We start from the raw sequence: 26,057 nt of genomic DNA on the forward strand, positions 1-26,057 counted from the left end.
CGAGAGGAACGTTCCATGACCACTCCCATCCGCACGGTGATGAGCCCCGCCCGGTACGTCCAGGGCAAGGACGCCATCACGAGGCTCGGCGAGTTCGTGGCCCCCATCGGCTCGCGGCCCCTGATCGTCTCGGACGACGTCGTCTGGGGGCTGGTCGGCGACGCCGTCGCATCGAGCTTCGAGTCGGCCTCGCTCCCCGTCGAGCGGGTCGGCTTCGGACGCTTCGCCACTCCCGCCGCCATCGACGACCTGGTCGAGAAGATCGAGGCGGCCTCGGCCGACGTGGTCGTCGCCGTCGGCGGCGGCAGCGCCATCGACGCCGCCAAGGCCTCCGGGCACCTCGCCGGCATCCGCTGGGTCAGCGTGCCCACGGTCGCGTCGACCGACGCCCCCACCTCGGCCCTCGCCGTCGTCTACAGCGAGGAGGGCGAGTTCATCGAGTACCGGTTCTTCCCCCGCAACCCCGACCTCGTGCTGATCGACACCCAGCTCGTGGCGAACGCCCCGGTGAGGTTCCTGGTCGCCGGGATCGGCGACGCCCTGGCCACCTGGTTGGAGGCGCGGGCCTCCGGGCGCTCGAACTCCACCACCATGGCGGGCGGGCTCGCCACCCACGCCGGCCTCGCCCTCGCCGAGCTGTCCTGGACGATCATCCACGAGAACGCGTTCTCGGCAATCGCCGCAGCGGAGGACGGCGTCGTCACCCCGGCGCTCGAGGCCCTCGTCGAGGCCAACACCCTGCTCTCCGGTCTCGGCTTCGAGTCGGGAGGGCTCGCGGCGGCCCACGCCATCCACAACGGGCTCACCGCCGCACCCCAGACCCACGGGCTCACCCACGGTCAGAAGGTCAACATCGGGTCGCTGACGCAGCTCGTGCTCGAAGGGGCTCCGCGCGCCGAGATCGAGGACTTCGTCGAGTTCACCACCCGCGTCGGCCTGCCCAACACGCTCACCGAGATCGGCCTGACGGTCGACGACGTCGATGCGCTCACCGCGGTGGCCGAGGCCGCGACGGTCGAGACCGAGACGATCCACGCGATGCCGTTCCCGGTCACCGCGGCCGACGTCGTGGCCGCCCTGACGTCGATCGAGCGCCTCTCGCGCACCATCCGCGCCGCGAAGGGCCTGCCCGAGCCCGAGCTGTACGTCGCCGAGCACTGAGCCGGCGCCTCAGTCGGCGGGGCGCCGCTCCAGCCCGGGAGGCACGAACGAGACCCAGCGCCCGTCGCCGTCGAAGAGGTGGCCGGCCCGCTTCGCCACCCGGGGCACGACCCAGCGGTCGACGATGCGCAGCCCCTGGAACACCCGGGTCAGCTTGTTCTCGATGTCGTCGAGCTCGTCGAGGCTGCGCAGCCAGAGCGACGCCACGAGGTTGGCCTCGCCCGTGACCGACGCGCACATCCGCAGCTGGGGGAACAGCTGCAAGGCCGCCGCGACCTTCTCCATCTCGGCCTGGCTGACGCTCAGCCAGAGCATCGCCGAGGTCTCCCAGCCGAGCAGGTTGTAGGCGAAGTCGATGCGCCAGCCGACCCAGGGCGCCGTCAGCAGGGCGTCGATGCCGCGTGAGACGCTGGCGAGCGACTTGCCGACCCGCTGCTGCACGTCGGACACGGGGCGCCGCACGTCGTCGGTCAGCGCGTCGATGATGTCGAGGTAGGCCTGCGTCGGCACCGCCCGGCGCGGGTTCTGCGGCAGCGTCTCGGCGATCTGCCCGACCTGCGCCGTCGACAGCCCGCCGACCCGGTAGCTCGAGCCCTCCTGGAAGAACCGGCGCACGTGGTGGGTGCGGGTGGCCGCGATGCCCTCGACGGTGCTGCCCAGCTGGTCGACGAGGCGGTCGATCGAGATGAGGTCCGCCTCCATCACCGTCAGGTAGAGGTCGCGCGACCCGCTCGTGCAGTGCACGCTCATGATCTCGCGTCGCGCCGACGCGGTCTCGATCACCGCCTCTCGGGCCCCGGGGTGGCAGATCACCTCGACCAGCGCCGTCCGTCGCGGGATCTCGAGGGCGTCGTCGGACGGCGAGCTGCGGAGCTGGTGGTAGTAGACGGCCGTCCAGACCACGCGGTCGTCGACGAGCTTCTGCCAGCGCCGCGACAGGGTCGACGCGTCGACCTGCAGGATGCCCGCCAGCTGCGCCCACGAGATGCGCGGACTGATCTGCACGGCGTTAATCAACTGGAAATCTAACTGGTCGGCCACGTCAAGAATCTGGCGCACGCTGGCCCCATCTGTCAATAAAGATGACGATCACCCCGTCGCGCTCGAAATAACTGGCACCCGAGGTCGATGGTTGAGGTACGCCGCAGCACCAGTCGGCACCACCCCACCTCATCACCCGCCACCCCGCAGCCCTCGGAGGACCGATGTCCGCTCGCCCCCTCGTCGCGACCGCGCTCACCGCGCTGGCCGCCCTCACGCTCACCGCCTGCGCCTCCGGTGGAGGCGCCTCCGCCGACAGCATCAACGCCACGCTCGGCACCGACCCCGGCGGTTTCGACCCGGCGCTCGCCCGGGCCGCCGACGACTACTACGTCGACCGCATGCTGTTCGACACCCTGCTGCGCAAGGACGACGACAACCAGCTGGTCGGAGGCCTCGCCACCGAGTGGGAGGCGACCAGCGCCTCCTCGTACACGTTCACGATCCGCGACGGGGCCACCTGCTCGGACGGCACCGAGATCACGCCCACGATCGTCGCCGACTCGCTGAGCCGGTTCGCCGACCCCGAGACCGCCTCGACCGGCCGCACCCTGGCGATGGGCGGCGCCACGGCCGACATCACGGCGGACGACGCCGCGGGCACGGTCGCCGTGCAGCTCTCCGACGACTGGTCGGACTTCCTCACCGGCATGACCCTGCCGCACACCGGCATCGTCTGCCCCGCCGGCCTGGCCGACCCCGAGGGGCTGCTCGCCGGCACCGTCGACGGCGCCTTCTCGGGCCCGTACACGCTGACCGACGCGCAGCCCGCCGTCTCGTACGAGCTCACCCTGCGCGACGACTACGACGCCTGGCCCGAGTTCTCGACCCCGGTCGAGGGCACGCCGGCGCAGACGGTCACCTTCACCCCGATCGCCGACCAGGCGACGCAGGCCACGCAGCTGCTCTCGGGCGGCATCGACGTCGCGAGCTTCAGCGGCGAGGACGTCGAGCGCTTCGACGGCGACGACGCGTACACGCAGTCGTCGGTGACGGGCCTCACGTCGTACCTCGTCTTCAACGAGCGCGAGGGCTCGGTGTTCGCCGACGACCCCGAGCTCCGCGCCGCCGTCGCGCAGGCCGTCGACCCCGCCGCCTTCGCCGACGTGCTGACGAACGGGCGCGGCGACACGATCGCCTCGGTCAGCTCCGACTCGGTCGCCTGCGTCAACACCGACGACTCGCTGCTCGCGGGCTACGACGCCGATGCCGCCTCGGCGGTGCTCGACGGCGTCTCGATCCACCTGGTCGGCACGCAGCTGTTCGGCCCGGGCAACGAGTACGTCGCCGAGGTGCTGCGCGCCGCCGGCGCCGACGTCAGCTACGACGAGCTCGACAACGCCAACTGGTCGACCACCACCGGTTCGCCGACCGGCTGGGACATGACCGTGCAGGGCGACATCAACCTGATGGGCACCCTCACCTCGTCTCTGCTGCGGGTGATGGGCCCCTCGCAGGAGGACGGCGGTCGCAACAAGATGGGCCTGGTGAACGAGACCGGCTACTCGGCGCTCAACGAGGCGATGAGCATCGTCGACCCGGCCGCCCAGTGCGAGCCCATGCAGGCCGCCCAGACCTCGATGCTCGAGAACGTCGACGCCGCGCCCCTCGCGAGCGTCCCCACCACGGTGGTCACCGCCGAAGGCGTCAGCATCCGCACCTTCGACGACTACATCGACCCGTCGACCATGCGCATCGTCGAATGACGTCCACGATCGCGGACCGCGCCGGTGCAGGAGGCGCGACCACGCCTCCTGCACCCGGCACCACCCCCGGTGGTCGCCCCTCCGACGCCTCCCGTCCCGCCCGCCGGGGTCGCTCGCCCTGGATCGACTTCGCGGGCCGCCGTGCCCTCGGGCTCGTGGGCACCTTCGCCGCCCTGGTCGTGCTGTCGTTCCTGATCGTCCAGCTCATCCCGGGCGACCCGGCCGTGGCGCTGGCCGGCGCCGACGCCTCCGTCGACGAGATCGAGGCCCTGCGGGTCTCGCTCGGCCTCGACCAGCCGATCTGGACCCAGTTCGCGAACTACCTCCTGCAGCTGGCCCAGGGCGATCTCGGCACGTCGTTCCAGTACCGCCAGCCGGTGTCGACGATCATCGCGAACCGGCTGCCGTTCACGGCGACCATCGCGCTGGTCGGCATCGCCGTCGTGCTGATCGTCGCCGTCCCGCTCGGCATGTGGGTCGGCGTGCAGACCCGCGGCGGCCGCAAGCGCTGGCTCGACACCGCGTTCGGCGCCGTGACCGGGCTGCTCGACTCGATCCCCGGCTACATCATGGCGACCATCCTCGTCGTGCTCTTCGCCCTCGGCGTGGGGCTGCTGCCGCTGTTCCCGCCGGCGTACAACGCCCGGGCCGGCGCGGTCGCCTACGTGCTGCCGATCGCGGCGCTCGTGATCGGCCCGATCTGCACCATCAGCCGGGTCGTCCGCCGCGAGACCGCCGTCGTGCTCGAGAACGACTACGTCCGCACCGCCCGCGGCTGGCGCCTGACGCCCGTGGCGCTCCACCTGAAGTACGTGCTGCCGAACCTCCTGACCACCACGCTGACGCTCAGCGGGCTCATCCTCAGCGGCATGCTCGGCGGCGCCCTCATCATCGAGAGCGTCTTCGCCCTGCCCGGTCTCGGCACCGGCATCATCAAGGCCATCCTCGACCGCGACTTCCCGGTGATCCAGGGCATGGTGCTCGTGCTCGGCATGATCGCCGCCCTCGTCAACCTGCTGGTCGACGTCGTCCTCGGCCTGATCGACTCGCGCACCCTCGGAGGTCGGAATGACTGACACCCTCACCCCGACCACGGCGGGAGGCGCGGTCCCGGTCGCTCCCGTCGCCGCGCCTCCTCGGCGGTTCCACTGGACGCCCGGGCTGGTCACCGGGCTCGCGCTGCTCTCGGTCGTCGTGCTGATCGGCGTCGTGGCGCCGTTCCTGCTCCAGGACCGGGCCGACGCCCTCGGCGAGCGGGCCGCGGGCCCGTCGGCCGAGCACTGGCTCGGCACCGACCAGTCCGGGCACGACATGCTCGCCCGCAGCCTGGTCGCCACCCGGCTGACGCTGCTCATGACGATCGGCGCCACGGCGCTGGCCGTCGTGGTCGGGGTCGTCGCCGGGACGACCGTCTGGCTGCTGCCCCGCCGCGGGCGCGAGCTCTGCCTCCGGGTGATCGACACGATGGTGGCGTTCCCGGGGCTGCTGCTCGCCCTGGTGGTCGCGGCGATCCTCGGTGCCGGCGCCCTGCCCGCGGTCATCGCGATCGGCGTCGCCGGCGTCCCCACCTTCGCCCGGCTCACGGCGAACCTGGCCGCGCAGGTGTCGCAGCGGGACTTCGTGTCGACCGCGCGCCTCCTCGGGGTCTCGGATCGCCGCATCGTCAGCGACCACATGCTGCCCAACATGGCCGAGCCCCTGCTGGTGCTCGCCGCGTCGACCTTCGCCCAGTCGCTCACCGCGATCTCGGCCCTGTCGTTCGTCGGGCTGGGCGTGCAGTCGCCGCAGTACGACTTCGGCAAGCTGCTGAACGACGCGCTGCCGTCGCTGCTCGCCGGACGCCCGGAGCAGAGCGTCGGACCGGCCGTGCTGATCGTCGTCACCGGGCTGGCCTCGATGCTGGTCGGCGACGGACTCGCGGCCGCGGCCGATCCGCGCTCGGGTCGCCGGGTCGCGTCGGCGGAGCTCCGCACGGCGGGCACGTCGCTGCATCCCGACGTCGACGCGATGGTGCGGGTCGAGAACCTCGTGGTCGGCACGACCGCGGGCAAGCCCCTGGTCAAGGGGATCTCGTTCAGCATCGCCCGCGGCGAGATCGTCGGCATCGTCGGCGAGAGCGGATCGGGCAAGTCGGTCACGGCCATGTCGGTCGCCCGGTTGCTCGCCGACGGCCTCGAGGCGAGCGCCGCCACGATGCGCCTCGACGACCTCGACCTGCTGCGACCCGTCGACCCGACGGTCATGGCGCAGACCGTGAGCCTCGTCTACCAGGACCCGGGCAGCACGTTCAACCCCGCTCTGCGGCTCGGCACCCAGCTGACCGAGGTGCTGCGCAGCCACCGCGGCAGGTCGCGGGCCGAGGCGCGCTCCATCGTGCTCGACGCCCTGCGCCGCGTGCACCTGACCCTTCCGGAGAAGCGCCTCGGGCAGCACCCGCACGAGCTGTCGGGCGGCATGCGTCAGCGCGCCATGATCGCCGCCGCGCTGACCACCGACCCGAAGCTGATCATCGCCGACGAGCCCACCACGGCCCTCGACGTGACCGTGCAGGCCGAGATCCTCCGCGAGCTCAAGAGGCTGAACCGCGAGACCGGCACGGCGATCATGTTCATCTCGCACGACATCGGCGTGGTCCGCGAGCTCTGCGACCGCGTGCTCGTCATGAACTCGGGCGAGATCGTCGAGGAGATCGACGCCGACCGCCTCGACGTCGCCACCGCGGTGCACCCCTACACCCGCGCCCTGCTGGCCGCGACGCCGAGCCTGACCGAGCGGGTCGGCGATCTCCCCGTCGTCGACTGGCGCGCCGAGGCGGCGCGAGCCGACGAGGCGGGAGCCGAGGAGGCACGGGTCGCCCCGGCCACGTCCGTCACCACCCCGAAGGAGTCCTGAGATGACCGCCTCGACCACCGCGACCGTGCCCGAGGGCGCGACCCGCGCCTCCTCGGAGTCCATGCTCGAGGTCCGGGGGCTCGACGTCGCCTTCGGCTCGGGAGGCCGCGCCGTGCGGGTGCTGAACGGCGTCGACCTCACGATCGGGACCGGGCGCACCGTGGGTCTGGTCGGCGAGTCCGGCTCGGGCAAGTCGACCCTGGCCAAGGCCCTGGTCGGCACGGTGCGACCGAGCGCCGGCAGCATCCGCATCGCCGGCGTCGACACCGCCACGCTCTCCCGGCGCGATCGGGCCGCGATGCGGCGGCGGGTGCAGATGATCCCGCAGGATCCCTACTCGTCGCTCGACCCCCGGCGCACGGTCGGCCAGGCGCTCGCCGAGGCGATCGACCCGCGCCGCCCCGATGCGAAGCGCCACCGCGAGCAGATCATCGAGTGGCTGCGCACCGTGCGGATGCCCGACGACGCCATCGACCGGTTCCCGCACGAGTTCTCGGGCGGGCAGCGGCAGCGCGTCGCGATCGCCCGCGGGCTCGTCGTGAACCCCGAGTTCGTCATCGCCGACGAGATCACGTCGGCGCTCGACGTCTCGGTGCAGGCCGAGATCCTCAACCTCGTCGCCCGGCTGCGGCGCGAGCTCGGCCTGTCGATGCTGTTCATCTCGCACAACCTCGCCGTCGTGCGGCACGTCAGCGACGACGTCGTCGTGCTCTACCGCGGCGACGTGGTGGAGCAGGGGCCGACCGAGCAGGTCTACTCCGACCCGCAGCACCCGTACACCCGGGCGCTGCTCGACTCGGTGCCGGGCGCGCCCGGGTTCTCGATCGACTGACGCCCCGCCGCACCCGCCCCTCCGAGAGGACACCCATGCCCGCACCCCTCGCCCAGGCCCTGACCGGGGTCCGCCTGATCGACGGCACCGGCCGCCCGCCGGTCGACGACGCCACGCTCATCGTCGACGTCGACGGCCGCATCGTCTCCGCCGGACCCGGTCGTCTCGCCCCTCCGCTGCCCGACGACGTCGAGGTCGTCGACGGCCGCGGTCTCACCCTGCTGCCCGGGTTCGTCGACACGCACGTCCATCTGGCGATGGGCACGGGCGAGGGCCCGTTCCACCGGCTGCGTACCGACCCCGCCGTGATCGCCTTCGAGACGGCCGCGCGCCTCCGGAGCACCCTGGAGGCGGGGGTCACCACCGCCCGCGACCTCGGTGGTCTGTCGGCCGGTTACCGCGTCGCCGTCGAGCGGGGCCTCGTGTCGGGGCCGCGGCTCCACGTGGCGGTCAAGGTGATCAGCCACACCGGCGGACACGCCGACTTCCACCTCGCCGGGGGAGAGATGCACACGCATCTCGAGTCGATGTCCGAGATCGCCGACGGCATCGAGGAGGTGCGGCGCGCCACCCGACGCATCGTCCGGTCGGGCGCGGACGTCGTCAAGATCTGCACCACCGGCGGCATGGGCAGCCCGCACGACCACCCCGACGACGAGGGTCTCCGCATCGACGAGGTGCGCGCCGTCGCCGACGAGCTCGAGCGGCACGGCGGCAAGCCGCTCGCCGCGCACGCCCAGGGCACGGCCGGCATCCACGCCGCGGTGCTCGGCGGCGTGACGAGCGTCGAGCACGGCTACGGCGTCGACGACGAGGCGATCGACATGATGGGCGAGCGCGGCACGTTCCTGGTGCCGACGCTCTCGACGGTCTTCATGGGCATCGACCGGGACCGCATGGAGCCGTACCACTACGAGAAGAAGATCCGGTGGAGCGGCATCACCAAGACGAACGTCGCCCACGCCATCGACCGCGGGGTCCGGCTCGCCCTCGGCACCGACTCCGGCGTCGGCCCCCACGGCCAGAACCTGCGCGAGCTCGGCTGGCTCGTCGAGCTCGGCATGGACCCGATGGAGGCGCTGGTCGCCGGGACCCGGACGGCCGCCGAGCTCCTCGGCCTCGCCCACGACGTCGGCACGCTCGAACCCGGTCGCCTCGCCGACTTCGTGCTGACCGACGTGGACCCGCTCAGCGGGATCGGCCTGCTCGGCGACCCGGCGCACGTCGTCGTGGTCGCCCAGGCCGGACGCGTCGTCAAGGACCTCGCCGGCGTCTTCGACCGGCCCCGCGCTGCGGCGCTCGCCACCGCCGGCGGACTCGCCGCCGCCACCGTCACCACCACGGAAGGACCCTCCGCATGACCGACACCTCGACCACCGCCCCGGCCCCGACCGGGCCCGCCGCCGCCCTGCTCGACGACGCCGCCCGGCTGCTGCCGACCCTGCAGGTCCTCCGCCGCGCCTTGCATGCCGACCCCGAGACCGGCCTCGTGCTGCCCCGCACCCAGGCCGCCGTGCTCGAGGCGCTCGCCGGCCTCGACCTCGAGATCAGCACGGGCACGGCGACCACCTCGGTCGTCGCCGTGCTGCGCGGCGGCCGGCCCGGCCCGACGGTGCTGCTGCGCGGCGACATGGACGCCCTGCCGCTCGCCGAGCAGACCGGCCTCGACTACGCCGCGACGAACGGCGCGATGCACGCCTGCGGGCACGATCTGCACACGGCCGGCCTGGTGGGCGCGGCCCATCTGCTCGCCGCCCGACGGGACTCGCTGGCCGGCGACGTCGTCTTCATGTTCCAGCCCGGCGAGGAGAGCTGGGGAGGCGCGGCGATCATGATCGACGAGGGCCTCCTCGAGGCCAGCGGCAGCCTGCCCGTCGCGGCCTACGCGCTGCACGTCGGACCCGGCGTGCGCGGGGCGTTCCAGTCGCGACCGGGGCCTGTGATGGCCAGCTCGAACAGCTTCTACACGACCTACCGGGGCGACGGCGGACACGGGTCGACGCCGTGGAAGGTGCTCGACCCGGTGCCGGCCGTCGCCGAGCTGACCCTCGCGCTGTCGGCCATGGTCGCGCGGCGCACGAGCGCGTTCGACCCCTCGGTGCTGTCCGTGACGATGCTGCACGGCAGCGAGACCCGCAACGTCATCGCCGAGACGGCGGGCCTCGGCGCCACGGTGCGCGCGCATTCCGACGAGACGCTCGACACCATGGAGCGCGAGGCGCTCCGCATCGCCCGGGGCATCGGCGACGCCCACGGGCTCGAGACCGAGGCGGACTTCTCGCGGCACTACCCGCCGACCGTCAACGACGCCGCCGAGATCGAGCGCGTCGAGGACGCCGTGGGCGACCTGTTCGGCGCCGGGCGGTACAGCGAGATGCCGCACCCGATGATGGGCTCGGAGGACTTCTCGTTCGTGCTGCAGCGCGTGCCCGGCGCGTTCGTGATGGTGGGCGCCTCGCCCGACGGGATCGACCCCGAGCAGTGCGCGTCGAACCACTCGCCGCACGTGCTCTTCGACGACGCCGTGCTGGCGGACATGGCGGCCCTGCTGACGCACCTCGCGGTGACCCGGCTGGGATGACGCGGCCCGAGGGAAGCGGTGCGGTGCGTCGGGAGGGCGTCGCGCCTCCTCGGTGTACCCCCTTTCCGGGGACGATCCGCCCGCGCGGGCGGATCCCTCGGCCTGGTGTACCCCGAAGAGGGTCTGCTGGCGGGGAGGCGGGCGTGGTGCACTTGACGTGGCCGGGAGCACGTCCGCCCCCACCCGAGGCCCGCCACTCCAGCAAGGAATCGTCCCCATGACCCGACTCGCCTTCGCGAGCCTCGTCGTCGGCGCCCTCGTGCTCACGACCGGCCTCGTCACCGCAGCTCCCGTGCCCGCCTCGGCCGCCACCGGCACGACCGCCACCGTCACGAAGTCGACGGTCAGGACCGCGCCCACGACGACCGTCTACGCCGGCGGTCTCTACGTGCAGAAGGACAGCGAGGCCGCCCGTGCGGCCGACGCGCTGACCAGGCAGGGGAAGACGAAGGACGCCGCCGCGGCGCGCACCATCGCCGGGAGGTCCGTCGCGATCTGGCTGGGCTCGTGGTACACCGACGCCCAGCTGCTGAAGGTGCTGCAGTTCAACCTCGCCGAGGCCGAGAAGGCCGGCACCACGCCCGTCTTCGTCACGTACGACATCCCGAACCGCGACTGCGACGGCTACTCCGGGGGAGGCGCGGCCTCGTCCACGGCGTACCTCGCCTGGAACCAGAGGATCGCCGACGCCCTCAAGGGACACAAGGCGGTCGTGATCGTCGAACCCGACGCGCTCGCCCACCTCAGCAGCTGCCCGACACTCGCCGCCGGGCGCGAGGGGACGATCAAGAAGGCCGTCACCGCGTTCACGAACGCCGGAGTGCCCTCGTACATCGACGCGGGCAACTCGAACTGGGTGCCCGCCGACGTGATGGCCAAGCGGCTGGTCGCCGCCGGAGTCGGCATCGCCCGCGGATTCGCCACGAACGTCTCGAACTACTACCCGATCGCGAACGAGGTCGCCTACGCCGAGAAGGTCTCGACGGCGGTCGGCGGGGCCCGCTACGTGGTCGACGTCTCGCGGAACGGGCAGGGCTGGAAGGGCACCTGGTGCAACGCCCCCGGCGCCGGTCTCGGCGTGGACCCCCACCGCACCAAGGGCACGAGCCGGCTCGACGCCCAGCTGTGGATCAAGACCCCCGGTGCGAGCGACGGGCCGTGCAACGGCGGACCGGCCGCCGGGACGTGGTTCCCGTCGTACGCGACGGCGCTGGTGGCCAACCGGCCGTAGGGTTCGGGTATGGCCACCCTCCTCCTCGTGCGGCACGGCCGCACCACCGCCAACGCCGGCGGCCTGCTCGCCGGACGCACCCCCGGGGTCGAGCTCGACGGGGTCGGGCGCGATCAGGTCGCCCGCACCGCCGAGCGACTCGCGGGCATCCCGCTCACCGCCGTCGTCTCGAGTCCGCTCGTCCGCTGCCGGCAGACCGCCGACGCGATCATCGGTCGGCAGTCCGGTCCGCTCGCCACCCCCGTCGACGACGCGATCACCGAGTGCGACTACGGCGACTGGCAGGGCAGGGCGCTCGGCGACCTCGCCCGCGAGGCCCTCTGGTCTGTCGTCCAGGCGCAGCCGTCGGCGGTGGTGTTCCCCGGCGGCGAGTCGATGACGACGATGCAGTCCCGGGCGGTCGAGGCCGTCCGGCGGCGGGACGCCGAGATCGAGGCCGAGCACGGCGCCGGCGCCGTGTGGGTCGCCGTCAGCCACGGCGACATCATCAAGGCGGTGCTGGCCGACGCCCTCGGCATGCACCTGGACCTGTTCCAGCGCATCTCCGTCGGGCCGGCCTCGGTCTCGATCGTGCGCTACGGCGACCACCGACCCGACGTCGTGGCGACGAACACCGACTCGGGCGACCTGTCATGGCTGCGGGCGAGCGGACCGACGGCCGACGCGCCCGTGGGCGGCGGGGCGGGTCACGCCTGACGCACGGGTCGTGCGGCGACCGGGGCCGGGCGCGCCTCCTCGGGGCGGCGCCGGCCGTGCTCGGGTCGGGGCGCGCCCTGCCTGGGCCCCTGGCGCGGACACGCTCGTAAGATGAGCGCATGCCAACCATCGTGCACGGGTTCGACTGGCCCGACCGCTTCGTCGTCGGGACCATCGGTCGACCGGGGGCACGGGCCTTCTACCTGCAGGTGCGCGCCGGCTCGCGGGTCGTGAGCGTCGGCCTCGAGAAGCAGCAGGCCGAGGTGCTCGCCGAGAAGGTCGACGAGCTGCTCGACGAGCTCAAGGCCGCGGAGGGGCGGGGCAACCCGGTCACCATCCCCACCGAGACGCCGGCCGAGCTGGTCGACGACGAACCTCTCGACCAGCCCGTGGCGGCCGAGTTCCGCACGGGCGCCATCAGCCTCGGCTGGGACCCCTCGACCGCGCAGGTCGTGATCGAGGCGTTCCCGCTCGTCGAGGACGACGCCGAGTCCGACGACGACGCCCTCCCGTTCGACCCCGGCGCCGCCGAGGACGCCGAGCTGGCCGACCTGACGGGTCTGACCGAGCTGGTCGAGCCGCCGGAGCTGCTCCGCGTGCGGATCCCGGTGGGCACGGCGCGGGCCTTCGCGACGCGCACGCTCGGCGTGGTGCGGGCCGGCCGCCCGCTCTGCCCGCGGTGCGGCAACCCGATGGACCCCGAGGGCCACGACTGCCCCGCCGGCGACCTCTGGTGACCACCGGGGTCGATCCGGCCGGCGACGAGCTCGAGCTCGAGCTCACGGCGCGGCTGACGACGGCCTCGAACGCGACCTTCCTCGGTCTCATCGGCGACCGCGAGGTCGTCTACAAGCCGAGCCGCGGCGAGCGTCCGCTGTGGGACTTCCCCGACGGCGATCTCGCCCGTCGCGAGGTCGCCGCCTATCTCGTGTCCGAGGCGCTGGGCTGGGACGTCGTGCCCCGCACCTGGCTGCGCGACGGCCCGCACGGGCCGGGCATGGTGCAGCTCTGGTGCGACATCGACCCCGAGCACCCCGCCGTCGACCTGCTGCCGACCGAGGACGTGCCCGAGACCGGGTGGCTGACGGTGCTCGAGGGCAGCGACGAGGACGACCGACCGGTGTCGCTCGTGCACGAGGACGCGCCGACGCTGCGCCGCATGGCGGTGTTCGACGTGGTCGTGAACAACGCCGACCGCAAGGGCGACCACGTCCTGGCCCTGGCGGACGGGCGTCGTCACGGAGTCGACCACGGGCTGACGTTCCACGTCGAGCACAAGCTGCGGACGGTGCTCTGGGGCTGGATCGGCGACGAGCTGACGGCGGACGAGCTCGCGGACGTCGCTCGCCTGCGGGGTGAGCTCGAGGGGCCGCTCGGGGCGACCCTCGCCGAGATGCTCTCGACCGAGGCCGTGGCGGCGACGATCGGGCGCATCGACCGGCTTGCCGCCGAGGGGCGGTTCCCGGCGCCGTCGGGGGAGATGTCGGCGGTGCCCTGGCCGCTGTTCTGAGGTCGGGCCACTCGCTCTCTCAGGCCTGGCGGTGCCCGGGGAGGTGCGCGCGCTCGCCGTCGTGGTCGAAGATCGTCAGCAGCTCGACCGGGCCCTCGTGCGCCTCGACACGGTGCGGGGTCATGGTCGAGAACTCGGCGGCCTGCCCTTCGCGCACCAGGATGACCCGCTCGCCGAGCACGAGGCGGACGGTTCCGCTCAGCACGGTGAACCACTCGTAGCCCGGGTGCACCCGCGGCTCGTCGAACGCGCGCTCGGGTGTGATGCGCATCTTGGCGATGGTGACGCCGCGCCGGTCGCGCTCGCGCGACAGCAGCCACATCGTCATGCCGGCGCTGGCCTCGGGCTCGGGGCGGATGACGACGTCGTCGTCGCCCTCGGGCTCGACGAGCTGGTCGAGCGTCGTGCCGAGCGCCTGGGCGATGGGGACGAGCTGGTCGAGCGCGATGCGACGGTGCCCGGTCTCGATCCGGCTCAGCGTGGAGGCCGAGAGGTAGCAGCGCGCCGCCAGGGTGTCGAGGGTCCAGCCACGGGCGATCCGGAGGCCGCGGATGCGCTGGCGGACGATCTCGTCGAGGGGTTCTTGCGTCATACGCAAGAGACTATGCCAGATGCGAAGTCGCGCCTACCCTGGAGAGATGACGACGCATCACGCTGATCGGACTCCGGGCCATCACTCGCACTCGCACTCGCACTCGCACTCTCACTCCTCGCGTCCGGGCCACGGGCCGGCCTCCGACGACGCGGCCGAGCTCGCCGACCTCGCCGAGATCCTCGATCTGGACGCCGTGCTCGGGGCGCCGGTCCTCGCCGTGGCGACCGACGCCGTGGCCGCCGCTCTCGGCGGTGCACCCCGGGTCGCCGTCGACCTCGGTGCCGGCACGGGGACGGGCAGCCTGTTCCTCGCGGACCGGTTCGCGGGGGTGCGGGTCCACGCTCTGGATGCGTCGGCCGGCATGCTCGACCGGCTCCGCGCCTCCTCGGCGGCCGTCGACGTCGACGACCGGGTCGAGGCGCACCTGGTCGACCTCGACGGCGACTGGCCGGCGGTCGTGCCGCGCGGGGTCGACCTGGCCTGGGCGGCGCTGTCGCTGCACCACGTGACCGACGCCGCGCAGGTGCTGCGCCAGGCGTTCGGCGTGCTGCGCCCCGGGGGAGTGCTCGTCGTGACCGAGTTCACCGGCACGACGACGTTCACGCCCGACGACCTCGGCACGGGCGTCGAGGGGCTCGATGCGCGTCTCGTCGGGGCTCTCGCCGCGCGCGGCTACCCCGTCACGGCGGACTGGACCGCGGCCCTGGGCGAGGCGGGCTTCGCGCCGGTCGAGCGGCACGAGAGCGCGCTCGTCGCGTCGGCCGCGACCGCCGAGGGCGCCCGGTACCTCGCGCTGCACCTGGCGCGGAACCGCGATCTGCTCGAGGGCGACCTCTCGGACGACGACGTCGCCGCGCTCGACTCCGCGATCGCGGCCGTGGCGGCGGGCGCCTCGGACCTGCACCACGAGTCGGGTCGCGCGATCTGGATCGCCGTCCGGCCGGCGGGATAGCGCGCAGGGCCGTTCGGGCTGCGACGAGGAGCGTTGGGACAAGACTCCTTGACATCGAGTCGGTTTCCGACCCACAATGTGTCAAGGGAACTTGACTTGAGGGGGTCGGCATGCGGCATTGGCGACGCGTCTTCGCACACGTGGCGATGATCTCGGCCCGCGATCTGCTGCGGACGCCGATGACGACGATCTCGATGGCGACGGTCTTCGTCGTCTTCCTCGCGATCCAGCTGCTGCTGCAGTGGTCGGTCGAGTCGCAGGGCGGCGACGTCGACCTGCTCGGCGCCGACCTCGGCATCGTCTTCATGGCCGGCTGCTGCGCCGTGGCCCTCGTGGGCACGAGCGTGCCCCTCGTCGCGATGCGCGAGCGGGGCACGCTGCGCGCCTTCGCGACGGTGCCGATGCCCCGCTCCGCGTTCCTGCTGGGGATGCTCCCGGTCCGGGTCGCGATCGTCCTGCTCGAGATGGCCGTCGTCCTCGTCGTCGCCGGTGCGAGGGGCCACCTCGACGGTGCCCCGCTCGCGCGGTTCGCCGCGACGGCGACGATCGGGGCGGCGATGCTCTTCGCCGTCGCGCTGCTCGTCGCGTCCCGGGGGCGGTCGGCGGAGGCGACCCAGCAGAGCATGGCGATGGTGTCGATCCTGGTCGTCTTCGCGTCGGGCGGGCTCGTGCCCGACGAGATCGTGCCCGGCTGGGCCGTCGCCGCGATGCGCGCCCTGCCGACGACCTGGTTCGCCGAGGCCGCAGCCGCCGACCTCGCGGGCGATCCGGCCTTCGCGCCCGTGCCGGTCCTCTGGGCGGGGATGGCCCTGGTCGCCGTCGCCGCCTCGGCGACCGCGGTGCGGCGATTCGACTGGGACTCCCGCGGCAGAGCGCGGCGTCCGAACGAGAGGGAGAAGACACATGCCTGACGTCCACGACACGGCCGGACCTCGACGCACACCCGGCGAGGTGCGGCGCACGCGCCGGTACGCCGTCGAGTTCTCGGCCTGCATCACGGTGGCGGTCGTGCTGATCCTGCTGCCGATCGAGGCCCTCGTGGGCGCCTCGTCCGAGACCCTGCGCACGGTGTGGGCGCTGCTCCCGCTCCTCCCGGCGCTCGGGGCGACCGTCGCCGTGATCCGCTACGTCCGCCGCATCGACGAGCTGCAGCGGCGCCTCGTCACGGACGCCCTCGCCATCGCGTTCGGTGCCTCGATGCTCACCGCGCTCGCGGTCGCCTTCGTGCGGTCGGCGGACCAGCCGGTCGGCCAGCCGGAATGGGCCGTCTTCCTGGTCGGGATGCTGGCCTTCGGGCTGGCCGTCGCGATCCTCTCGGCGAGGGCGTCGCGATGAGGAACCGACTGCGGGCGCTCCGTGATGAGAGGGGCTGGTCTCAGGCGGCTCTCGCCGAACGGCTCGACGTCTCGCGTCAGACGGTCAACGCCGTCGAGACGGGGCGCTACGACCCGTCGCTGCCGCTGGCCTTCCGGATCTCGCAGTGCTTCGCGGTCCCGATCGAGCAGATCTTCACGCCGGACGAGCACGACGCCCCGCCGAGCGGCGGACGTCGATGAGCGCCGTGGGCGAGTCCGCGTCGACCGCCGTGCTGCGGGCTCGTGGTCTCGGGGTCGACATCGACTCCATCACGATCCTCGCCGGGGTCGACCTCGACGTGTCGGCGGGCGAGGTGGTCGGTGTGATCGGTCGCAACGGCGCGGGCAAGAGCACGCTGCTCGACGTGGTCGCCGGTGTGCGCCGCCCCACGACCGGCGACGTCGTCGCCTTCGGCCTCGAGCCCTGGCGGCATCGCGCCGCCGTCACGAGGCGCGTGGCCGTCCAGGCGCAGTCCGCGGCGCTGCTGCCCAGCCTCACCGTCATCGAGACCCTGCGACTGTTCGCAGCCGTCCACGATGTGCACCGTCCGCTGCACGACGTCGTGGCGCAGACCGGACTGGACCCCGTGCTCGGCCGCCGGATCGCCGTCCTCTCGGGTGGCGAGGCGCGGCGGGTGCAGCTCGCCATCGCTCTGCTCCCGTTCGCCGAGCTGGTGCTGCTCGACGAGCCGACGGCGGCCGTCGACCCGGCGGGGCGGATGCTCATCGCGGCGATCGTGAGCGACCTCGCTCGCCAGGGGGTCGGCGTCCTGCTCGCCACGCACGACATGGCCGACGCCGAGCAGTGGTGCGACCGGATCGTCGTGCTCGAACGCGGATCCGTCATCGCCGCGGGTGCCCCGGCGGAGCTCGTCGCTCGCCATCGGGCCGCCGCGACCGTCGTCTTCCGCGTCGGGTCGGACGCCGAGCTGCCGGCCGTGCGGTCGCTGGTCGCATCCGACGACCTCGCCGTCTCGATCGACCATGACGGCGTGGAGGTGCGGATCACCACGGACGACGCCGACACGACCCTGCGCCGGGTCACCTTCGCCCCGGGGTTCCGTGCCCGCGACATCCGGGTGCTCCGGGGCGGGCTGGGCGAGGTCTTCTTCGGCGGGCCGCCGGCCTGACCCGCCTGCTCCTCGGCGGGGCCGGGCCTCAGGTCGCGGGGCAGGTGAACGGGCCGAGGGTGCCGTCGTGGGTGCCCGGGCCGAGCTCGGCGCAGACGCCGGTGTCGCCGGTGAGGACGGCGTGGAAGTAGAGGATCCCGCCCACGAACGCCGCGGTCGTGGCGATCCCGACCACGAGGCCGGCCACGGCGACCGCGTTCCGCTCGCCGGCCAGCCGCGACCGGATGAGCGCGACGAGGCTGACGACGATGCCGATCGGCCCTGCGAGGCACGACAGGATCAGACCCAGGACGGCGAGCGTCCTCAGGTTCGCGGCAGGAGCGGCAGGAGGCGCGACCGGCGCCGCAGCCGCGGCCCTCGCCTCCCGACGGCGACGCCTACCCACCGGAGACCGCGCTCTCGACCGCGTTCTCGAGATCGTCGACCGCGGTGAGCTGGAGCATGCGCCCGTCGACGAAGAAGGTGGGGGTGCCGGTCACGCCGAGCGCCGTCCCCTCTGCTCGATCGGCCACCACACGCTCGAGGGTAGCGGGGTCGGCCACGGCGGCGTCGAAGGCGGCCATGTCGAGACCCAGGTCGGCGGCGAACGTGCGGAACAGGGCGGCCTCGGACTCCTGCTTCTCACCCCATTCGGCCTGGGTCTCGTACAGGCGGGAGTACATCGCCTCGAGCCGCCCCTGCTGCGCCGCGGCCTCGACGGCGACGGCGGCGTTCTCGGAGTTCCGGTGCGCCGGGATCGGGAAGTACCGGATCGCGACGTTGATCCGCCCGTCGTACTTCTCGCGCACCTGCTCGACGTACGGGTACATCGCCCCGCACGATTCGCACTCGAAGTCGAGGAACTCCACGACCGTGACGGCGTCGTCACCCACCTCGTCGAGATAGCGGGTGTCGTCGCGGACGACCTCGGCGGCGGTCGGCTCGACCGTCGGGTCGTCCGTCAGCGGCTGCGCCATGTCGGTGCGACTGCCGTTGTGGATCACGACGAAGACGATGATGCCGGCGGTGACGAGCAATGCGATGACGGCGACGATGAACTGGTTCTTGACCATGGTCAGACTCCTCGGTTCGTGAGGTAGGCGACGGGGTCGGTGGCTGCGCCGCCCTGTCGGAGTTCGAAGTGCAGGTGGCAGCCCGTCGAGAGTCCGGCGCTGCCGACCTCGGCGATCCGCTGCCCGGCGGTGACCGTCTGCCCGACGCTCACCTGGACGCCGCCCGCGTACATGTGGGCGTAGTTGGTCGAGACCCCGCCGGCCGAGGTGATCGTGATGAGATTCCCGTACCCGCCGTAGGCGCCCGCGTAGGTGACCGTCCCCGCGGCTGCGGCGTAGATGCCCGTTCCGCACGAGGCGCCGAAGTCGGCGCCGGCGTGCAGCTTGACGAATCCCAGGACGGGGTGGACCCGCATCCCGTACGCCTGATAGCTCGAGTACGAGGTGATGGGCATCGTCCAGCCCGCCGCCGACACCGCGGATGACGTCGGCGCGGCCTCCGTCGACGAGGCCGCCGCGGCGGCGGCGCGCGCGGCGGCCGCCCGCCGGGCCGCATCGGCCTCGGCTCGGATCCGGATCGCCTCGGCCTCGGCGAAGCCCTCCTCCGCCGAGACGGTCGCCTGCTCCAGGACGGCGAGCTGCGCCTCCAGGTCGATGCTCCGCGCCTCCTGCTCCGTGACGGCCGCGCGGGCGGACTCGACCGCCTCGATCGCCTCGTCACGGGCCGAGGCGGCGAGGCCGGCCAGACGATCGCGCTCGGTCGTGGCGACCTGCGCCTGATCCTCGAGAGCTCTGGCCGCGTTGCCGGCGACCGCCGCCTCCTCGAGCATCCGGTTCGCGGTCCGCGACACCTGGGTCGCCGTTCCGAGGCGGCTGAGGAGGTCGTCGGCACCGGACCCCGAGGCCACGATCGTCGTCGTGAGGTCCGTTCCGCCGGTGCGGGTGAGGCTCGCCGCCCATCGGGCGACCTGCGACTGCGACTCGGCCGCCGCGGTCTCGGCGCGGGCGACGTCGGCGGTGAGCTTCCGCAGGGTCTCGGTCGCCTCGTCGGCGGCGTCCTGCGTTCTCTGGAGCTCCTCGCCGCGCTGCCGCGCGAGGGCCTCGAGCGTCGTCGCCTCCCGTCTCAGGTCGTCGAGGAGCGTGGTCAGTTCGCTGATCCGCTCGGCGGTCGCGGACTCGTCTGATCGGGCTGCCAGGACGTCGTCCCAGGTGGGATAGGACGCGCCGGAGGCCGGTGGTGCGGTGAGCAGGGTGGCGGCGAGGACGGCCGCGAGGGCCGGCGCCGTCACCCGGAGGGTGCGTGTCATGTCGGTGGTGTCCTCGGTCTCGAAGGGGGCACGTCGACGGCGCGCGACCGCTCAGAGGGTCGCCGTCCGTCGACGTGCAGGTCGCGATCGGGGCCGGTCTAGACCCGCGAGACTCCGAGTGCGGTGAGGCTGACGGCGCTCGTGCGCGCGGAGAGCGCACCGCCGGGTGCGCCGGCGGCGGCCGGCGAGGACGGGTCGAGCGATCTCGCTGCGGCCCCCCTGGCCCGCAGCATCAGCGCGACGAGCATCACGACGCACAGCGCCGCCAGCAGAGCGCAGCCGAGCGCACCGTCCGACCCGCCGAGGCCGGTCGTGGTCGCGTCGACGGCGGCCGTGACGGCGACGTCGGCGGCGTTGGCGGCGGCCAGGGTGACGGGCCCCGCCGCGGTCTCGTGCGCGCCGTCGACGGCGGCGACCGTCGTGATGCTGCGCGAGGCGGACACCCCGCCGGTGAGGGCGTCGTCGCCGAGCGCGTGGATGCCCAGCAGGGCGGCGAGGAGCGTGGCGGTGAGCGAGAGCAGGAGGGTCCAGATGCCGACGGACCCGTTCGGGCGGGCACGGGGACGGGCTCGATCGGACACCGCGCCTCCCTCCGGACTCGACCCGTCGTCGCGACCGGGCACCGTCACAGGCTAATGAACGGCGGCGACGGGTAGCTGACGAATCGCCCGGACGCGTCGGACGCTCGGCGCGCGGGGGTCAGCAGCAGTCGCAGCTCTCGACGTCGCGCTCGCCGGTCAGGGCGGACACGGGGGTGGTGCACGAGTCGCCGCGCCACGCCTCGAGACCCTCTCGGACGGCGAAGACGACGATGACGAGACCCGCGACGGGATCGGCCCAGGTCCAGCCGAACGCGAGGTTGAGCACGAGCCCGACCAGGACGGCCGCGGAGAGATAGCTGCAGATCAGCGTCTGCTTCGAGTCGGCGACCGCCGAGGCCGAGCCGAGCTCTCTGCCGGTGCGGCGCTCGAGCAGGCTCAGGAACGGCATGACGGCGAGGCTCACCGCCGCCAGGACGATGCCGACGGGCGAGTGGTCGGGCTCGCGGACCCCCGTCAGCGCGAGCACGGCGTCGACGCTGACGTACGCGGCGAGGCCGAAGAACGACAGCGCGATCACCCGCAGGGCGACGCGTTCGCGCTTCTCGGGGTCGGGTGCGGCGAACTGCCAGGCGACGGCCGCGGCCGAGAGCACCTCGACGATCGAGTCGAGGCCGAACCCGATCAGCGCCGTCGACGAGGCGATCGAGCCGGCGGCGATCGCGATCACGGCCTCGATCACGTTGTACGTGATGGTCACGGCGACGATCAGGCGGATCCGCTTCTGCAGCACGAGGCGACGCGCGGGGGCGAGCAGCGTCGGCGCGGTGGTCGCGGTCATGCGCCGGTCCCGCAGCAGAGCGGCACGTCGCAGGCCTCGTCGGCGCAGGGCTCGCCGTCGTCGACCGCGAGCACGACGTCGACGAGCGCCGTCAGCGCCCGGGTGAGGTGGGCGTCGGCGATCTCGTACCGGGTCGAGCGCCCCTCGGGCACGGCGACGACGAGGCCGCAGCCGCGGAGGCACGACAGGTGATTCGACACGTTCGACCGGGTCAGAGCGAGCTCGGTGGACAGCGCACCAGGGTACCCGGGGCGTTCGAGCAAGCTGAGCAGGATGCGCGATCGGGTCGGATCGGCCATCGCCCGGCCCAGGCGGTTCATCACGTCGACCCGCGAGGAGAGTGTCAGCATGCGCTGACTATACAGCGACGGCTGACCAATCGCGGCGCCGGCTCACTCGAGGGCGTCGAGCACGACGCGGGCGGCGTCGGCGACGAGCGCGTCGTCGTAGGCGGCGTCGGGGTCGTTCTTCGTCGTGAGGATCGTCAGCACGATGGGGTCTCGACCCGGCGGCGTGACGATGGCGACGTCGTTGCGGATCGGACCCGCGCCTCCTGACTTGTCGGCCACCGTCCACCCCTCGGGGGCGCCGGCCCGGATCAGCGTGTCGCCGGTCGCGTTGCCGGTCAGGAGGTCCACCCAGGAGGCGCGGTCCGAGTCCGCCAGGACGTCGCTGGTCAGGATCGTGGTCACGTCCGCCGTGAACGCGGCGGCCGTGCTGGTGTCGTCGGTGCCGTCCGGCTCGACGTCGTTCAGCGCGGGTTCGACGTTCACCACCTCGGTGGTCTCGTCGCCCAGGGCGGCCAGGGAGGTGTCGAGCTCGGTCGGCCCGCCGAGACGGTCGAAGACGAGATTGGTCGCCGTGTTGTCGCTGAAGCGCACGGAGGCGTCGACCAGCTCCGCGAGCGTGAGGCCGTCGTCCACGTGCTCGGAGGTGACGGGGGAGTACCCCGCGGCGTCGACGTCCGACTGCGTCCAGGTCACGCGTTCGTCCCGCTCGGCCGCGGGCACGTCGTGGAGGAACTGCGCGGCGAGGAAGGCCTTGATCGTCGAGGCGTAGCCGAAGCGCTCGTCCGCACGGTGGTCGACGCGACGGCCGGTGCCGGTGTCGAGGGCGCTGACCCCCACGAGGGCGTCGTACTCCGCCTCGAGGGCGGCGAGCGGGGCGTCGAGGTCGATCGGCGGAGCGGAGGGGGTCGCATCCGGCGACTGCGGCGAGTCGGAGATCGAGGTCGGCGGTGCCGACGCGTCGGGAGTCGCGGCGGGCGAGGAGCATCCCGCGAGGGCGACGCACGCGACGATCGCGGCCAGGGCGGAGGCGAGGGACTTCTGCGGCATGGTCTCATCCTGGCCCGACCCGCCGACACTCCGGCTCAGGCCCGGCTGCACCTCCCGGACGAGGAGTCGGGACATGCCCTGCACCCTCGTGAGGGTGCGGCATGTCCCGACCGGTCGAGCTCGCGGCGCGTCAGGGGGTGGGCATGCCGCCGTTGACGTGGATCGTCGCGCCGACGACGTAGCTGGACTCGCCCGAGGCCAGGAACACGTAGGACGGGGCGAGCTCGGCGGGCTGACCCCAGCGGCCGAGGGGGGTCTCGTCGCCGACCGAGGGCAGCGCGTCGGCGGGCTGGCCGCCGGCCGGCTGCAGCGGGGTCCAGATCGGACCGGGAGCCACGAGGTTCACGCGGATCCCCTTGGGGGCGAGCTGCTGCGAGAGGGCCTTCGAGAAGGTGTTGATCGCGGCCTTCGTCGAGGCGTAGTCCACGAGGAACTCGGCCGGGCTGTACGCCTGGATCGAGGTGGTGTTGATGATGCTCGCACCCGGCTTGAGGTGCGGCAGGGCCGCCTTGGTGATCCAGAACATGGCGTACACGTTGGTCTTGAACGTGTCGTCGAAGTTCTGGCTGGTCAGATCGAGGAGGTCCTCGACGTGCTGCTGCTTGCCCGCGTTGTTGACCAGGATGTCGATGCCGCCGAGCTCGTCGACGGTCGTCTGCACGAGGCGCTCGCAGAAGGCCTCGTCCTTGATGTCGCCCTCGATGGCGAGGGCCTTGCGGCCGGCCTTCTCGATCCAGCCGACGATCTCCTTGGCGTCCTCCGCCTCCTCGGGCAGGTACACGATCGCGACGTCGGCGCCCTCGCGGGCGTAGGCGATGGCGACGGCGGCGCCGATGCCCGAGTCGCCGCCGGTGATGAGCGCCTTGAGGCCCTCGAGACGGCCGCTCCCGCGGTAGGTCTCCTCGCCGTGGTCGGCCGGGACGGCGAGGTCCTTGTCGGTGCCGGCACCCTCGAGGTACTGCTCGGGCGGGGTCATGTCGTACTTCTTGCTCGGGTCTTCGAAGGTGTACTGGTCGGGCGTCATGGTGGGCCTCTCGAGATCGTGGCGTGGGTCGCTCCCGGCGACGGTAGTCCCGCGCCGGACGACGCCCCCAGGGAGGCGGGATTCCGTCCCCCGACTCCTCGGCGACGGCCGAGTCGGGATGCCGAGGCCGGGCGTCACCACCGGGTGTCGAGGCCGGGTGTCAGCGGCGGGCGCGAGCCAGGGCCACGAGACCGCGCACGGCCGCGACCGGCTTGACGAACAGGATCTCGCCGGGGCGGTGGTCCTCCGCGCCGACGAGACGGGCCGCGAGGTCCGGAGCCTGTCGCGCGAGGTACAGGCGGGCCTTCTCGGCGTGCAGCGAGTTCGAGGCGATCGCGATCGTGTCGAACCCCCGCAGCAGCGGGACCGTGTTCTCGATGTTCTGCCACGTCGTCGTGCTCGTGCGGTCGAGCTCGACCGGCCCGGTGTAGCCGAGCTCGCGGGCGTGCCGCAGCAGCAGATCCGCCTCGGGCACGTCGCTGCCGACCCCGCCGCCGCTGAACACGAGCACGGTCTCGGAGGCGGCCGGGTCGATCGACCGCAGGGCCACCCGCACCCGGTGCCGGTTGAGGAGATTGGCCCTGGCGCCCCGGTTGCGGCAGCCGAGGACGACGACGGCCTGTCTCCCGGGAGTCGACCCGCGCCTCCTCGGCCCTCGCCGATGGGCACGCCAGTGCACCCAGTCCGACCAGGCGAGCACGGCGGCGAGGGCACCGAGAAGCACGGCGGCGAGAGCGGTGGGACGCATCGCCACACGGTACCGGTGCTCGCCCCGGGTGGACGTCAGCCCATGTGCACCACGGGGCCGGAGGGCAGCAGCTCCTCCTTCGTGCCGCGGATCATGAAGAAGCTGATCGGCGCGGCGATCAGCGCGGCGACGGCCGCTCCGACGAAGGCGGCCTGGTAGCCGTCGACGAGCCCGCCGAGCCCCTGCAGATCGCTGCCCGCGACGGCCGTCGCGTAGAGGTTCGTGTAGACCGCGAGCCCGATCGAGCCGCCGATCTGCACCATCGCGTTGGAGGTCGCGCTCGCGGCGCCCGCCTCGTGCGGGGCGACGCCGGCCAGGGCCAGGTTCTGCATCGGCACGAAGATGCCGGCGAGGCCGACGCCCATCACGATCAGCGGAGGCAGCACGTGCGTCGCGTAGGCGCCGTCGACCGTGATGCGCGACAGCCAGAGCAGACCGGCCGAGGCGACGATCGGGCCGACGATCATGAGGAGGCGCGGGCCGATCACCGGGAGCAGCTTCGTCAGCACGGGGGCCATCACCATGATGACCAGCGTCATCGGCAGGGTCGCGAGACCGGCCTCGAGGGGGCCGAAGCCGAGCACGATCTGCAGGTGGAAGGTCAGATAGAGCAGCGCGCCGATCATGACGCTGCCGACGATCAGCTGCACGAGGAACGCCCCACCGCGCACGCGGTTCGTCAGCACGCCGAGGGGCAGCAGCGGGTGGTCGCTGCGCTTCTGGATCAGCACGAAGAGGGCCAGCAGGCCGGCGCCGAGCGCGATGAAGCCGATGACGACGGCCGAGCCCCAGCCGTCCTCGGCCTGGGTGAAGCCGTAGACGAGCGACGCGAGTCCGAGCGCCACCACGACGGTGCCGGCGACGTCGAGCCGGTTGTCGCCCTCGGCCTTGCTCTCGCGCACGACCAGCGCAGCGGCGACGATCGCGATGATCACGATCGGCACGTTGACCAGCAGGCACCAGCGCCAGCTGACGAACTCGGTGAGCACCCCGCCCAGCACGAGGCCGACGGCGGCGCCCGCACCCGAGATCGCGCCGAAGACGGCGAAGGCCGTGTTGCGCTCGCGGCCGCGGTCGAACGTGGTGGTGAGCACCGCCAGGGCGGCCGGGGCGAGCAGGGCGGCGAACACGCCCTGCAGGGCGCGCGCCGTGATGAGCAGCTCGCCGGTCGAGACCAGGCCGCCGAACGCGGACGCCGCGCCGAAGCCGATCATGCCGACGATGAAGGTGCGCTTGCGCCCCCAGAAGTCGGCGATGCGGCCGCCGAGCAGCAGCAGGGCGCCGAAGGCCAGCGCATACGCGGTGACGACCCACTGGCGGTTCTCGTCGGTCAGGCCGAGATCGGCCTGAGCCTGCGGCAGGGCGATGTTGACGATCGTGCCGTCGAGCACGACGACGAGCTGCGCGAGCCCGACGATGACGAGCACCCACCAGCGGCGGGACGAGGGAGGCGCGGTAGGGGTCGACCCGGTGGTGGGCGAGGCTGCTGAGGTGGTCACTGTTCTCCAGGTTCAAGGGTGCCCGGCGACGGGCGGCCGTCGTGGACGGATCGATACTACCTACTGGTTGGTTGGCTCGTAAGCGGAT

General features: G+C 72.8%; 28 protein-coding genes. 16 read left to right on the forward strand and 12 right to left on the reverse strand.

Annotated elements, in window-relative coordinates; genetic code table 11:
• Positions 1–15 precede the first annotated feature (15 nt).
• Positions 16–1,161 (forward strand): glycerol dehydrogenase, encoded by a 1,146-nt coding sequence (locus tag FFA01_RS07930; RefSeq protein WP_146854738.1) that lies wholly within the window; start codon positions 16–18, stop codon positions 1,159–1,161.
• 9 nt (positions 1,162–1,170) lie between these two features.
• Here FFA01_RS07930 and FFA01_RS07935 read toward each other — a convergent pair whose 3' ends face one another.
• On the reverse strand, positions 1,171–2,220 hold the full coding sequence (locus FFA01_RS07935) for an Lrp/AsnC family transcriptional regulator (protein WP_167627315.1): 1,050 nt from the start codon (positions 2,218–2,220) through the stop codon (positions 1,171–1,173).
• A 146-nt stretch (positions 2,221–2,366) separates the two neighbouring features.
• On the opposite strand from FFA01_RS07935, the gene FFA01_RS07940 reads away from it, so the two are divergent.
• The 10 genes from FFA01_RS07940 (at position 2,367) to FFA01_RS07985 (ending at position 13,650) form a co-directional block, all read left to right on the forward strand.
• Positions 2,367–3,908, forward strand: a complete 1,542-nt coding sequence (locus FFA01_RS07940) for an ABC transporter substrate-binding protein (RefSeq protein WP_146854742.1) — start codon at positions 2,367–2,369, stop codon at positions 3,906–3,908.
• On the forward strand, positions 3,905–4,984 hold the full coding sequence (locus FFA01_RS07945; RefSeq protein ID WP_146854745.1) for an ABC transporter permease: 1,080 nt from the start codon (positions 3,905–3,907) through the stop codon (positions 4,982–4,984). Before FFA01_RS07940 ends, FFA01_RS07945 begins: the two co-directional genes overlap by 4 nt.
• Positions 4,977–6,800 carry a dipeptide/oligopeptide/nickel ABC transporter permease/ATP-binding protein gene (locus FFA01_RS07950; RefSeq protein WP_146854747.1) on the forward strand — a complete coding sequence of 608 codons (1,824 nt, stop codon included), beginning with the start codon at positions 4,977–4,979 and terminating at the stop codon, positions 6,798–6,800. Before FFA01_RS07945 ends, FFA01_RS07950 begins: the two co-directional genes overlap by 8 nt.
• A gap of 1 nt (position 6,801) precedes the next feature.
• On the forward strand, positions 6,802–7,632 hold the full coding sequence (locus FFA01_RS07955) for an ABC transporter ATP-binding protein (RefSeq protein WP_244289756.1): 831 nt from the start codon (positions 6,802–6,804) through the stop codon (positions 7,630–7,632).
• A 35-nt stretch (positions 7,633–7,667) separates the two neighbouring features.
• The gene (locus FFA01_RS07960; protein WP_146854749.1) at positions 7,668–8,993 is read left to right on the forward strand and encodes a metal-dependent hydrolase family protein; all 1,326 of its coding nucleotides are present in this window, start codon (positions 7,668–7,670) and stop codon (positions 8,991–8,993) included.
• Positions 8,990–10,213, forward strand: a complete 1,224-nt coding sequence (locus FFA01_RS07965) for a M20 metallopeptidase family protein (protein ID WP_146854751.1) — start codon at positions 8,990–8,992, stop codon at positions 10,211–10,213. The genes FFA01_RS07960 and FFA01_RS07965 overlap by 4 nt, the downstream gene beginning before the upstream one ends.
• A gap of 217 nt (positions 10,214–10,430) precedes the next feature.
• Positions 10,431–11,444 carry a glycoside hydrolase family 6 protein gene (locus FFA01_RS07970; protein WP_146854753.1) on the forward strand — a complete coding sequence of 338 codons (1,014 nt, stop codon included), beginning with the start codon at positions 10,431–10,433 and terminating at the stop codon, positions 11,442–11,444.
• 9 nt (positions 11,445–11,453) lie between these two features.
• Complete coding sequence (locus tag FFA01_RS07975; protein WP_182501070.1) at positions 11,454–12,140, forward strand: histidine phosphatase family protein; 687 nt, start codon at positions 11,454–11,456, stop codon at positions 12,138–12,140.
• 119 nt (positions 12,141–12,259) lie between these two features.
• Entirely contained in the window at positions 12,260–12,877 is a 618-nt protein-coding gene (locus tag FFA01_RS07980) for a DUF3090 domain-containing protein (RefSeq protein ID WP_146854755.1), read from the forward strand.
• Complete coding sequence (locus tag FFA01_RS07985) at positions 12,874–13,650, forward strand: SCO1664 family protein (protein ID WP_146854757.1); 777 nt, start codon at positions 12,874–12,876, stop codon at positions 13,648–13,650. The genes FFA01_RS07980 and FFA01_RS07985 overlap by 4 nt, the downstream gene beginning before the upstream one ends.
• A gap of 19 nt (positions 13,651–13,669) precedes the next feature.
• Here the strand turns inward: FFA01_RS07985 and FFA01_RS07990 are convergent, their stop codons facing one another.
• Positions 13,670–14,242 (reverse strand): helix-turn-helix domain-containing protein, encoded by a 573-nt coding sequence (locus FFA01_RS07990; RefSeq protein WP_146854759.1) that lies wholly within the window; start codon positions 14,240–14,242, stop codon positions 13,670–13,672.
• A 46-nt stretch (positions 14,243–14,288) separates the two neighbouring features.
• On the opposite strand from FFA01_RS07990, the gene FFA01_RS07995 reads away from it, so the two are divergent.
• From FFA01_RS07995 to FFA01_RS08015, 5 genes are all read left to right on the forward strand, one after another.
• Complete coding sequence (locus FFA01_RS07995; protein ID WP_167627316.1) at positions 14,289–15,197, forward strand: class I SAM-dependent methyltransferase; 909 nt, start codon at positions 14,289–14,291, stop codon at positions 15,195–15,197.
• A gap of 110 nt (positions 15,198–15,307) precedes the next feature.
• Positions 15,308–16,108 carry an ABC transporter permease gene (locus tag FFA01_RS08000; RefSeq protein WP_146854763.1) on the forward strand — a complete coding sequence of 267 codons (801 nt, stop codon included), beginning with the start codon at positions 15,308–15,310 and terminating at the stop codon, positions 16,106–16,108.
• On the forward strand, positions 16,101–16,532 hold the full coding sequence (locus tag FFA01_RS08005; protein ID WP_146854765.1) for a hypothetical protein: 432 nt from the start codon (positions 16,101–16,103) through the stop codon (positions 16,530–16,532). Before FFA01_RS08000 ends, FFA01_RS08005 begins: the two co-directional genes overlap by 8 nt.
• Positions 16,529–16,753 (forward strand): helix-turn-helix transcriptional regulator, encoded by a 225-nt coding sequence (locus tag FFA01_RS08010; protein ID WP_146854767.1) that lies wholly within the window; start codon positions 16,529–16,531, stop codon positions 16,751–16,753. Before FFA01_RS08005 ends, FFA01_RS08010 begins: the two co-directional genes overlap by 4 nt.
• Positions 16,750–17,682: an ABC transporter ATP-binding protein gene (locus FFA01_RS08015; RefSeq protein WP_146854769.1), complete on the forward strand. Its 933-nt coding sequence runs from the start codon at positions 16,750–16,752 to the stop codon at positions 17,680–17,682. Before FFA01_RS08010 ends, FFA01_RS08015 begins: the two co-directional genes overlap by 4 nt.
• A gap of 28 nt (positions 17,683–17,710) precedes the next feature.
• Here the strand turns inward: FFA01_RS08015 and FFA01_RS08020 are convergent, their stop codons facing one another.
• The 10 genes from FFA01_RS08020 to FFA01_RS08065 form a co-directional block, all read right to left on the reverse strand.
• The gene (locus FFA01_RS08020) at positions 17,711–18,067 is read right to left on the reverse strand and encodes a hypothetical protein (RefSeq protein ID WP_146854771.1); all 357 of its coding nucleotides are present in this window, start codon (positions 18,065–18,067) and stop codon (positions 17,711–17,713) included.
• Positions 18,060–18,734, reverse strand: coding sequence for a DsbA family protein (locus tag FFA01_RS08025; RefSeq protein ID WP_146854773.1), 675 nt, complete (start codon positions 18,732–18,734; stop codon positions 18,060–18,062). Before FFA01_RS08025 ends, FFA01_RS08020 begins: the two co-directional genes overlap by 8 nt.
• A 2-nt stretch (positions 18,735–18,736) precedes the next feature.
• Entirely contained in the window at positions 18,737–19,981 is a 1,245-nt protein-coding gene (locus FFA01_RS08030; RefSeq protein ID WP_146854775.1) for a M23 family metallopeptidase, read from the reverse strand.
• A gap of 98 nt (positions 19,982–20,079) precedes the next feature.
• Complete coding sequence (locus tag FFA01_RS08035; RefSeq protein WP_146854776.1) at positions 20,080–20,604, reverse strand: hypothetical protein; 525 nt, start codon at positions 20,602–20,604, stop codon at positions 20,080–20,082.
• A 76-nt stretch (positions 20,605–20,680) separates the two neighbouring features.
• A complete protein-coding gene (locus tag FFA01_RS08040) occupies positions 20,681–21,361 on the reverse strand; it encodes a cation diffusion facilitator family transporter (protein ID WP_146854778.1) in 681 nt (226 codons plus the stop codon).
• Positions 21,358–21,711, reverse strand: a complete 354-nt coding sequence (cmtR, locus tag FFA01_RS08045; protein ID WP_146854780.1) for a Cd(II)/Pb(II)-sensing metalloregulatory transcriptional regulator CmtR — start codon at positions 21,709–21,711, stop codon at positions 21,358–21,360. The genes FFA01_RS08040 and cmtR overlap by 4 nt, the downstream gene beginning before the upstream one ends.
• 42 nt (positions 21,712–21,753) lie before the next feature.
• Positions 21,754–22,698: a class A beta-lactamase gene (gene bla, locus FFA01_RS08050; protein WP_167627317.1), complete on the reverse strand. Its 945-nt coding sequence runs from the start codon at positions 22,696–22,698 to the stop codon at positions 21,754–21,756.
• A 130-nt stretch (positions 22,699–22,828) separates the two neighbouring features.
• Positions 22,829–23,722 carry an SDR family oxidoreductase gene (locus FFA01_RS08055; RefSeq protein ID WP_146854784.1) on the reverse strand — a complete coding sequence of 298 codons (894 nt, stop codon included), beginning with the start codon at positions 23,720–23,722 and terminating at the stop codon, positions 22,829–22,831.
• 160 nt (positions 23,723–23,882) lie between these two features.
• The gene (locus FFA01_RS08060) at positions 23,883–24,470 is read right to left on the reverse strand and encodes a YdcF family protein (RefSeq protein ID WP_146854786.1); all 588 of its coding nucleotides are present in this window, start codon (positions 24,468–24,470) and stop codon (positions 23,883–23,885) included.
• A gap of 35 nt (positions 24,471–24,505) precedes the next feature.
• Positions 24,506–25,969, reverse strand: coding sequence for an MFS transporter (locus tag FFA01_RS08065; RefSeq protein ID WP_208720867.1), 1,464 nt, complete (start codon positions 25,967–25,969; stop codon positions 24,506–24,508).
• Positions 25,970–26,057 lie beyond the last annotated feature (88 nt).

This window comes from Frigoribacterium faeni (assembly GCF_007988805.1).
In the GTDB taxonomy this organism is placed as follows: Bacteria; Actinomycetota; Actinomycetes; order Actinomycetales; family Microbacteriaceae; genus Frigoribacterium; species Frigoribacterium faeni.